General features: G+C 73.9%; 6 protein-coding genes and 2 pseudogenes. 1 reads left to right on the top strand and 7 read right to left on the bottom strand.

The features are described 5' to 3' along the window. Nucleotides 1–4: 4 nt before the first annotated feature. From ACFPZI_RS33900 to ACFPZI_RS33885, 4 genes and pseudogenes are all read right to left on the bottom strand, one after another. Nucleotides 5–286 (bottom strand): TFIIB-type zinc ribbon-containing protein, encoded by a 282-nt coding sequence (locus tag ACFPZI_RS33900; protein WP_381371007.1) that lies wholly within the window; start codon nucleotides 284–286, stop codon nucleotides 5–7. Between the two features lie 80 nt (nucleotides 287–366). Continuing rightward, complete coding sequence (locus tag ACFPZI_RS33895) at nucleotides 367–1,299, bottom strand: phosphotransferase (protein WP_381371006.1); 933 nt, start codon at nucleotides 1,297–1,299, stop codon at nucleotides 367–369. A gap of 368 nt (nucleotides 1,300–1,667) precedes the next feature. Beyond that, complete coding sequence (locus ACFPZI_RS33890; RefSeq protein ID WP_042174944.1) at nucleotides 1,668–1,877, bottom strand: hypothetical protein; 210 nt, start codon at nucleotides 1,875–1,877, stop codon at nucleotides 1,668–1,670. Between the two features lie 222 nt (nucleotides 1,878–2,099). Next, nucleotides 2,100–2,389, bottom strand: a pseudogene (locus ACFPZI_RS33885) (hypothetical protein). A 196-nt stretch (nucleotides 2,390–2,585) separates the two neighbouring features. Here ACFPZI_RS33885 and ACFPZI_RS33880 point away from each other — a divergent pair. Continuing rightward, nucleotides 2,586–3,920: pseudogene (locus ACFPZI_RS33880) on the top strand (serine/threonine-protein kinase); the annotation flags it as partial. Nucleotides 3,921–4,091: 171 nt separating this feature from the next. On the opposite strand, the gene ACFPZI_RS33875 reads toward ACFPZI_RS33880, so the two are convergent. The 3 genes from ACFPZI_RS33875 to cobT all read right to left on the bottom strand — a co-directional run bounded on the left by ACFPZI_RS33875 (nucleotide 4,092) and on the right by cobT (nucleotide 10,195). Further along, nucleotides 4,092–4,937: a TrmH family RNA methyltransferase gene (locus tag ACFPZI_RS33875; RefSeq protein ID WP_381371005.1), complete on the bottom strand. Its 846-nt coding sequence runs from the start codon at nucleotides 4,935–4,937 to the stop codon at nucleotides 4,092–4,094. Between the two features lie 109 nt (nucleotides 4,938–5,046). Further along, complete coding sequence (gene cobA, locus ACFPZI_RS33870; RefSeq protein ID WP_381371004.1) at nucleotides 5,047–6,303, bottom strand: uroporphyrinogen-III C-methyltransferase; 1,257 nt, start codon at nucleotides 6,301–6,303, stop codon at nucleotides 5,047–5,049. 160 nt (nucleotides 6,304–6,463) lie between these two features. Then, nucleotides 6,464–10,195 (bottom strand): nicotinate-nucleotide--dimethylbenzimidazole phosphoribosyltransferase, encoded by a 3,732-nt coding sequence (cobT, locus tag ACFPZI_RS33865; protein ID WP_381371003.1) that lies wholly within the window; start codon nucleotides 10,193–10,195, stop codon nucleotides 6,464–6,466. Between the last annotated feature and the right edge of the window lie 217 nt (nucleotides 10,196–10,412).

Genomic DNA, 10,412 nt, shown 5'->3' with positions numbered 1-10,412 from the left:
GTCGTCAGGACGAGAAGAGCATGCGGCCGAAGCTCTTGTTCCGGTGGTGGCCGTAGTGGTGGCCACCGTGCGGGGCGCCCCACGCGGGCTGGGGTGCCGCCGGGTACGCCTGCGGGGCCGCGGGAGGCGGCGGCGCGGCCTGCTGGGACCACTGGGCCTCCAGCCGGGTCAGCGACTCCAGCTCGCCGTAGTCGAGGAAGATCCCTCGGCAGCCGCTGCACTGCTCGATCTGGACACCGTTGCGGTTATAGGTGTGCATCGGCGCACGACACTTCGGACACTGCATGATCGGTTCAACTCCTCGCCGGTCGGACCTGCTTCAGGTATCTCCAGGACAGACTCTGTCCGACTGCGGTCGGTTGCAGCCTACTTCGTCGATTCGTGCGCCAATTCGGCTGGGACCGCGGCTATTCGCCGGCAGGCGTCGACCAGGGCGTGGTCCACCTCGTCCAGGGGCCGCCCGTCCGCCACCGCCTTGGTGACCGTCCGCGCGGCGGTCTGCACGGTGAGGGCGCGGGCCGGGACGTCCAGGACGGCCCAGGGGTCTTGGGCGGCATCGAGTGCGGGCCCGCCTGCGGCCCGGTACGCGTCGAGGAACCGCTCCCACTCCTGCGGCGCCAGCAACCCGCAGGCGAACCAGGCGGCGGGACGACCGAGATCCCAGGCCGGGGGGCCCGCGCCCAGGTCGTCGACGTCGATCAGCCGCCAGGACGCTCCGGGTACCCGTACGAGCTGGCCGAGGTGGAGGTCGCCGTGGCACAGGGCGGCCGGCTGCGGCATGGGCGCCTCGGCGCGCGCCCAGGCGGGCAGGGTCGCCCAGGCGCCCAGTACGGGGGCCACGGCCGGGTGGCCGCCGACGGCATGGAGCCCGGCGACGGCACGGGCCGCCTTGAGGGGGCCGCGCATGACCGGCGCCGACTCGGGGACCGGTGTGCGGTGCAACAGGGCGAGCAGGGTGCCGACGGCCTCCCAGGGGGCGGCGTCGGGATCGTCCGGGTCGACCGGGCTGCCGTACGGCCAGAAGGTCACGAGCCTGCCGTGCAGGTCGGCCGGTGCCGGACCGAGCGGAGGCAGGAGCACGTCCGGGAGGTGGGAGGCGAGGGCGAGGCGCCGGGTCAGCTCGGCGGCGTCGGCGTCCGGTGCGTGGGCCTTCGCGACGGTGTCCGCGTGCCGGACGACGGTGCCGTCGGGGCGGTCCGCGAGGGTGCCGCTCGCCTCGCAGACACAGGTGGGGGTGCGGGCGTGGGCGATGTCTTCGGCCCGGGCGGTGAGTTCGGGAAGGAGGGCGGTGGCTGTCATGGGGCTCCCTGGTGCGGCCTGCGGAGAGGGTACGCGGGAGCGTGACCGGCGTTGACCGGTGGCACGGGGAAAGACACGACTGCCCGTAGTGGCGACGCCCCGGTGGTGCAGTGACAGCTGCGCGACTCGGCGACACTCACGAACACCGCCCGCAGCAACACCCCCGTAGGCACCGCAACCATTAATTGAGCAACCCTCACAGCCAGCAACCACCTCCGCGAAAGCGGCGCCGGTTCAGGCGCAGAAAAGTGCCGGCGCAGCTCCCCAGCTGCGCCGGCATTCTTGCCGTCCGCCGCACCCCCGTCCCCACGGGGTTTCATGGGTGGATGTCCCCGCCCGGACCGCTCTTCCGGGCCTGGGGTCGCCGCTCAGCGCCCCAGCATCTCTCCCACGGACGACGCCTGTGTGGCCACCGTCTCCCACCCGTCGAAGACGAGGAGGAGCAGGACCGCCAGGGGAAGAGCCATCAGTGTCGCCACCACCGGGTGGCGACGGCCCTCGCGGCTCGGGCGGAACATGGCGGCGCCCGCCTTGTGTGCCCGAGTGCGGACGACCGTCCGCGATGCCGTGTGGGCCATGGCCCCTCTCCTGACCGTTTCTGTTGTCGTAGTGCCTCGGGTGCTGTGTGCGAACCTTTGGCAGCGGCGGGCGTCCGACCTCGGGGGACGCGTACCGCACCCGCCGCTTGACCTCAAATCTAGGTGCCCGGCACTTCCCGGACGTCATGCCCTCGTACCGATTGCCGGGCCTCCCGGAGGATGAGCCATGACCTGCGGCGTACTCCCCTGGGTGGAGACGGACTACTCCGTGTCAGGGACATCCCCGAGGGGGTGTCCGGTCCGCCCCTTCTCGTCGCTCATGTCTCCGAGTCCTCCACTCGCGGCACCGGGTGCTCGACCAGCGCGAGGACCCGGTTCGCCATGAACCTGGCCGTCCGCACCGCCGTTCCCGTACGCGTGACTTCACTCACTTCGACCACGCCCCGGCGCACCGCTGTCTCCACCCTGCGGCCCGCCCTGCTCGCCACTACCTCGTACGTGCGCGTCGTGTCCCCGGCATCCACGACTATCTCCACACGGTCACCCTTCACTTGATCAATCCCCCTTCGGTGTCAAGTGGTTGGGACCACCACCGCGCGCGAACCCGGCCTGCCCGCGCGCCCCCTGACCACTCTTCAAGTCTCCCACCCACCACTGACAATCCGTCGCTCCGAGAGGGCGCGGCCTCTACGCAAGGGCGGCCGGGGAAACGTAAGCTGGGGCACGTCACAGGACCGGGCAGCGGGGATGAACATGGCGATGATGCGCCTGAGGCGCGAGGACCCGCGCGTCGTCGGCTCTTTCAGACTTCACCGACGGCTCGGCGCGGGCGGGATGGGCGTTGTCTATCTCGGCTCCGACAAGAAGGGGCAGCGGGTCGCACTGAAGGTCATCCGGCCCGATCTGGCGGAGGACCAGGAGTTCCGCTCGCGGTTCGCGCGGGAGGTGTCCGCGGCGCGCCGCATCCGTGGCGGGTGCACGGCCCGTCTGGTGGCCGCCGACCTCGACGCGGACCGGCCGTGGTTCGCCACGCAGTACGTGCCCGGCCCATCGCTGCACGACCGGGTCGCCGACGGGGGGCCGCTCGGCGCGGCCGAGGTCGCCGCGGTCGGCGCGGCCCTGTCGGAGGGGCTGGTCGCCGTGCACGAGGCAGGGGTCGTGCACCGGGATCTGAAGCCGTCCAACATCCTGCTGTCCCCGAAGGGGCCGCGGATCATCGACTTCGGCATCGCCTGGGCCACCGGCGCCTCGACGCTCACCCACGTCGGCACGGCGGTCGGCTCGCCCGGCTTCCTCGCCCCGGAGCAGGTGCGGGGCGCGGCCGTCACGCCGGCCACGGACGTGTTCTCGCTGGGCGCCACGCTGGCGTACGCGTCGATGGGCGACTCGCCCTTCGGGCACGGCAGTTCCGAGGTGATGCTGTACCGCGTAGTGCACGAGGAGGCCCATCTGCAGGATGTCCCGGACGCGTTGGCGCCACTCGTCCGCGCGTGCCTCGCAAAGGATCCCGAGGAACGGCCCAGCACGCTCCAGCTGTCACTGCGGCTCAAGGAGATCGCCGCCCGGGAGGGTCAGGGATTCACCGGCGTACGTCCGCCGGCTCCGCGCGGCGCGGAGTCGGAGCGGGTGGCGGGGCGCCTGGCCGACACCTACCCGGACCGTGCGCAGCGCCGCGCGCCGGGGCAGCAGGGTGCGTCCGAAAGGCAGGCCACTCCCTCACCGCACGGCGCGGCCCCGGGGCGCGGTGCCGGTCCGGCCGAGGGCGGGGCGCCGCGGCAGCGCGGCAACCGGAGCGTGCCGCCGTCGCGCGGAGGCGGCGCGTCACGCGGCGGCAGTGCCTCGCGCGGTGGTGCCTCCCGCGGCGGCAAGCCGCCCCGGTCCGGGTCACGGTCCACGTCGGGTTCCCGGTCCACCTCCGGGTCACGGGACTCGGCGCGGTCGGGCACCGGCTCCCGTCGTCCCGGGCCCCGGACGACGGGTACCGGCCTGCGGCCGGCCAATCCGCGGCTGCTCCTGCAGCGGCTGTTCGTGTTCGTCGTGGTGACCCTGGTGGTCGCGGTCGGCATCGCCCTGATCCAGGGCTGACAGGGACCGGCCCGCAGCCTCGGCGACGACGGCAGGGGCGCAGCGGCTACCGGCCGCTGGAGCAGGGAGTCGACCGACTCGGGACGGCCGGCTCCGCCTGAGTCCCCGCCCGGGTCGCAGCCCGCAGCCCGTGCCCGGGGCGGGGCGGGACGGGAAGCCCCGGCGGGCTCACGGCGCCGGCGGGTTCGCCCCGTCCTGTCCCGTCGGCCGGCCCGTCGCCACCGCGTAGAAGGCGACCGCGGCCGCCGCGCCCACGTTGAGCGAGTCGACGCCGTGGGACATCGGGATGCGGACCCATTCGTCGGCGGCGACCAGGGCCTGGGTGGACAGTCCGTCGCCCTCCGCGCCCAGCATCAGGGCGACCCTGTCCATCCGGTGCGGGGCGGCCTCGTCGAGGCTCCGGGCCTTCTCGTCGGGGGTCAGGGCGAGCAGTGTGAAGCCCGCCTCGCGGACCGATTCCAGGCTCCTGGGCCAGTTGGTCAGCCTGGCGTACGGCACGGAGAAAACCGCGCCCATGGAGACCTTGACGCTGCGACGGTAGAGCGGGTCGGCGCAGTCCGGGGAGAGCAGGACCGCGTCCATGCCGAGGGCCGCCGCCGAGCGGAAGATGGCACCGATGTTGGTGTGGTCGTTGACAGACTCCATGATCACCACCCGGCGGGCGGTGTGCAGCAGTTCGGCAGCCGTGGGCAGGGGGGTGCGCTGCATGGAGGCGAGCGCGCCACGGTGCACGTGGTAGCCGGTGACCTGTTCGGCGAGTTCCGGGCTCACGGCGTAGACCGGGGCGGGGAGTTCGTCGATGACGTCGCGCATGACGTCGACCCACTTGGCCGAGAGCAGCATGGAGCGCATCTCGTAGCCCGCGTCCTTGGCGCGTCTGATGACTTTCTCGCCCTCGGCGATGAACAGGCCCTCGGCGGGTTCGCGTGTGCGGCGCAGCTCCACGTCGGTCAGGCCCGTGTAGTCGTGCAGGCGCGGGTCGTCGGGGTCCTCAATGGTGATGAGATCGGCCACGGGGGTGATACTGCCTTGTCCTGGGTGTGGTGCCAACGGCCGGGATCAGCCGTGTTACCGGGGGTTACTTACGGGGGTGTCGCCTGGGGGCCACGAGGGCTGCGGAGGCTTACGAGGGCTGCGAGGGCTTTGGAGCCTGCGCGGCAGGAAGCCCGACGTTCACGACCTCGCCGATGACGATGACCGCCGGTGGCCTGACCTCCTCGGCCCGGACGGTCTCGCCGACCGTGGCGAGGGTGGCGTCGACTCGGCGCTGGGCGGCCGTGGTGCCCTCCTGGACCAGGGCGACCGGGGTGTCCGGTGACCTGCCGTGCGCCACGAGGGTCTCGGCGATCCGGCCGATCTTGTCGACGCCCATGAGCACCACCAGGGTGCCGGTCAGCTTCGCCAGGGACGGCCAGTCGACCAGCGAACGCTCGTCGTCGGGCGCGACATGGCCGCTGACGACGGTGAACTCGTGTGCCACGCCACGGTGGGTCACCGGAATCCCGGCCGCGCCCGGGACCGAGACGGAGCTGGAGATGCCGGGAACCACGGTGCACGCGATGCCCGCCTCGGCGAGCGCGTGCAGTTCCTCCATGCCGCGGCCGAAGACATACGGGTCGCCGCCCTTGAGCCGGACCACCGACTTGCCCTGCTTGGCGTGTTCGATCAGCGCGTTGTTGATGGCCTCCTGCGCCATGAACCGGCCGTACGGGATCTTCGCCGCGTCGATCACCTCGACGTGCGGCGGGAGTTCGGCCAGCAGGTCGCGCGGGCCGAGCCGGTCGGCGATGACGACGTCCGCCTCGGCGAGCAGCCGGCGCCCGCGCACGGTGATCAGGTCCGGGTCGCCGGGGCCGCCGCCGACGAGGGCGACCCCGGGGGTACGGGTGCGGTGGTGCCGGGCGACGAGCGTGCCGTCGCGCAGGCCCTCGACCACGGCGTCGCGGATCGCGGCGGTGTGGCGGGGGTCGCGGCCCTTGACCTCCGTGGTGAGGACGGCGATCGTGACTCCCTCGCTGTGCCCGGTGGCCGGGGTCCAGGCCGTGGCCCGGTCGGCGTCGTCGGAGCGGACGCACCAGACGCGGTGGCGTTCGGCCTCGGCGGAGGCGCGCTCGTTGGCCTCGCCGTCGCCGGTGGCGATCAGCGCGTACCAGGCGTCCGTGAGATCGCCCTCGGTGTAGCGGCGCCGCTCCCAGGTGATCTCACCGGCGTCCGCCATCGCCTCCACGGAGGGCGTCGCCTCCGGTGAGATCAGGACGATGGCCCCGCCGGCCGCGATGAGGGCGGGCAGCCGGCGCTGGGCGACCTGGCCGCCGCCGAGCACCACGACTCGACGGCCGGCGAGGCGGAGGCCCACGGGATAAGCGGGGTGTTCGGCCATGAGGCTGCGGCTCCTCGTACAGGCGCGGGCGTGCGAGGGGCGCTACAGCACTGGAGCGGCCCTGACGTGCGGTGTGCGGATGTGGGATCAGCGTACGGCGGGGGTGGGGACGGCGGCGACGGAACTCCGGCCGCCGCCGTCCCACCCTTTTGGGTACCTGCTACTTCTCGGTGACGCCGGCCGAGCCGAACGTCGCCACCTCGTGCATGGCACGCGCGGTGCTCTGCACCATCGGCAGGGCGAGCAGCGCGCCCGTGCCCTCGCCGAGGCGCAGGTCCAGGTCGACCAGCGGGCGCAGGCCCAGCTTGTTGAGTGCGGCCACATGGCCGGGCTCGGCGCTGCGGTGTCCCGCGATGCACGCGGCCAGCACCTCGGGGGCGATGGCACGGGCCACCAGGGCCGCGGCCCCGGCGCTGACGCCGTCCAGGATCACCGGCGTACGCAGTGACGCGCCGCCGAGGAGCAGCCCCACCATGGCCGCGTGCTCGAACCCGCCGACGGCGGCGAGGACGCCGATGGGGTCGGCAGGGTCCGGCTGGTGCAGTTCGAGGGCGCGGCGCACGACGTCGGTCTTGCGGGCCAGGGTCTCGTCGTTGATGCCGGTGCCCCGGCCGGTGACCTCGCCCGGGTCCACGCCGGTGAAGACGGAGATCAGGGCGGCGGACGCGGTGGTGTTCGCGATGCCCATCTCACCGGTGAGCAGCGCCTTGTTGCCGGCGGCGACCAGGTCGCGCGCGGTCTCGATGCCGACCTCGATGGCCTGCTTGGCCTCCTCGCGGGTCATCGCGTGGCCGACGGTCATGTCGGAGGTGCCGGCCCGGACCTTGCGCGGCAGCAGTCCCGGGGTGGCCGGGAGGTCGGAGGCCACACCGACGTCGACCACGCAGACCTCGGCGCCCACCTGCGTGGCGAAGGCGTTGCAGACCGCTCCGCCGCCGAGGAAGTTGGCCACCATCTGGGCGGTGACCTCCTGCGGCCACGGGGTGACGCCCTGGGCGTGAACGCCGTGGTCGCCCGCGAAGACCGCGACGGCCGCGGGCTCCGGAATGGGCGGCGGGCACTGGCGGGACAGTCCGGACAGCTGCGCGGAGATGATCTCCAGCATGCCGAGCGCGCCGGCCGGCTTGGTCATCCGCTTCTGCCGCTCCCATGCCTCGCCGAGTGCCTTGGCGTCCAGCGGGCGGATCTGCGCGACGGTCTCGGCGAGCAGGTCGTGCGGCTCCTCGCCGGGCAGCACCCGCCTGCCGTACGTCTCCTCGTGCACGACCCACGACAGCGGGCGGCGCTTGGACCAGCCGGCCTGCGTCAGCTCGGGCTCGTCCGGGAACTCGTCGACGTAACCCACGCACAGGTAGGCGACCACTTCGAGGTGCTCGGGCAGGCCCAGCGCGCGGACCATCTCGCGCTCGTCGAAGAAGCTGACCCAGCCGACCCCGAGGCCCTCGGCGCGCGCGGCGAGCCACAGGTTCTGGACCGCCAGGGCGGAGGAGTACGGCGCCATCTGCGGCTGGGTGTGCCGGCCCAGGGTGTGCCGGCCGCCGCGGGTCGGGTCGGCGGTGACGACGATGTTCACCGGGGTGTCGAGGATGGCCTCGATCTTCAGTTCCTTGAACTGCTTCGCCCGCCCCTTGGGCAGGGACTTGGCGTAGGCGTCGCGCTGGCGCTCGGCCAGTTCGTGCATGCTGCGCCGGGTCTCGGCGGAGCGGATGACGACGAAGTCCCAGGGCTGCGAGTGGCCCACGGAGGGCGCGGTGTGGGCGGCCTCCAGGACGCGGAGCAGGACCTCGTGCGGGATGGGGTCGTCGCGGAACCCGTTGCGGATGTCCCGGCGCTCCCGCATGACCTTCCGCACGGCCTCGCGCTCGGCGTCGTCGTAGCCGGGGGCGGCGGGGCCGGCGGCCGGCGCGGCGTGCACCGCTCCGGCGCCCTGGGTGTCGAGGTCGTCGGGGTTCTGGGCGAGTACGGGCTGAGCGGGTTCGGACTGGGCGGGTTCGGGCGGAGTCGGTCCGGCCTGGACCGGCTCGGTCTCCGTGGGCGGGTGCTCCCCCGGCGCGTTCCCTGCGAGGCCCTGCTCGGCCGGCGGTTCGGCGGCCGGTCCCGGGGCGGGAGCGACGGGAACGGCGCCGGTGTCGGCCGGGCGGGGCGCGGGGACCGGACCTGTGGCCTCCGGCACGGGCTGTTCCTCGGTGGGGAGGGTCAGCGGCTGCGGCGGGGTCGGCGCGAGACGCGGGGTGGTCGGCACGACTCCCTCGACGGAAACGAACTCCCCCAGGGTCTGGTCCGGCCGCGCCTCCAGGGGAACGCTGCCGGGGAGCGGCGTGGCGGTGCCGTCGGGAGCGGTCGGGCCGGCAGCGGGAACCTCGGGTTCCGAGGGGGCCGGGGAATCGGGAAGCGGCGCCCACGCCTCCTGAACGGGCGGGGCGAAGGGGGCGGCCGGGGTCTGCTGGGGGCCCTGGACCGGGTGCGCGACCGGGACGTACTGGCCGCCCGGTCCCTCGGCTACGGGCGCGGCTGCCGCCGCCTGCTGAAGCACCGGCTCGGCTGCCTCGACAGGGGTGAGCTCGGTGTCGGGGGCGGGCGCTGCTTCGAGGGCTGATACGACGGGCTCCGGTGCCTCGGCGTGCTCGGGCGTCCGAAGGGCCGCGGCTTCGGGAGCCTGCGCCTCGTCGACGGGTGCGGCCGGTTCGGCAGGTACGGGGGCGGACGCCTCGGCGTCGCCGTCGTTCCGGGCGGCGGTGGCGATTGCCTGCGGGTCTGCCGGGCCGGTGAACGGTCCCTGGGGTTCGTGGGCCACGGCGGAGGCGGCCTCGGTTCCGTCGGCGGCGGTGGTGACGCCCTCCGGTGCCTGGGCGGCCACGGCCTCCTGGACCGGAGAGTCCGGCGCCATGGCGACGACGGGGGCGGCGCCCGCCTCGGGCACCGGCACCTGCTCCTCGGCAGCCGGTGCCGGTACGGGCTCGGCGCCCTGACCCGCATCCGGGCCCGCGTCCGGGACGAGGGACGGTACGGCGTCCACTGCGGGGCCGGCTTCGTACCCGGGGCTCTCGGGCAGCCCGGCGATCACACCGGTCGCCGAACCCGATTCCGCACCGGGCCCGGTCGCGTCGGTCGTCGGTACGGAAGAACCCTCGGAGCCCTGGGACCCCGCAAGGCCCTCCGGACCGGGCGCGGGAGCGGCGTCCGCGACCGGCGCACCCGTGGTGCTCTGCCGGTCCGTCGCGGCCGCGGCGGCCTGCGGCGCGTCCTGCGGCTGACCGGCGCCCGCCTCCGTCGCGACGCGTGCGACCAGCGCCTGGGTGGCGCCCATGGACCGCTGGGGCGGAACAACCGTTTCCGCCGGGGCGGTCGCACCCGCCGCGGCATGGGCACCCCAGGGCTGCGCCGTCCGCGGGACCGCCTCTCGGACGCGCGGCACGTCGAGGTACTCGGGGCCGGTGACCGGCGGGCCGACCTGGCGCACCGGCACGTCGGCGGGGCCGCGGTCGGCAAGGGAGCGGACCGGGCCGGCGGTGGTGCTGGGAATGGGCGGGCCGAGGTGCAGCGGACGGCGCGGCGTGACCGGTGCCTGCGACTCGTGCGTGACCGCGGGACCGGGCGCCTGCGGCTGCCCCGGTTCGGGCAGGCGGACACCGCCGAGGTCGACCGAGCCGGTGTCCCGGCCGCCCGTCTCGTGCGGCCCCGGCTCGTGCACGGTCTCGACGACCGGCTCCGGCGCGGGCGGGGCGACCTCGTTGCCCCAGGCGCCCTGGGCACCGGGCAGCAGCAGGTCTTCGTCCTCGGCAGAACTCTCGGAGAGGTAGGTGTACGAGTCGGGCGCGGGGACGCCCGGCTGCTCCACCATGCCTACGTTCTCCGGCTGTCCCTCGCCCGGGACCTGGCCGGTGTCGGTCATGCGTACCCCTCGCCCATCGGTTAGTGCTCCTACGACCAACTCACCCGGAACGGCGCACCCGACCGCCCCACACTGAAGAACGAGCGTGCGTCCCCAGCGGCACGAACGGCCTGCCCTAAAAGGCGACAAAGCCATCCACAGGCATTGTGGCTGCCGTACGACCGCCGCGTCAGCTTGATCCGCGACGGTTCCGCTGTGGACTGCGCCACGTTGCGCG

It is taken from the genome of Streptomyces chlorus (genome assembly GCF_042655885.1).
Lineage (GTDB): Bacteria > Actinomycetota > Actinomycetes > Streptomycetales > Streptomycetaceae > Streptomyces > Streptomyces chlorus.
Note: the sequence above shows the minus strand (reverse complement) of the source record. Positions and strands in the feature narration are given on the sequence as shown.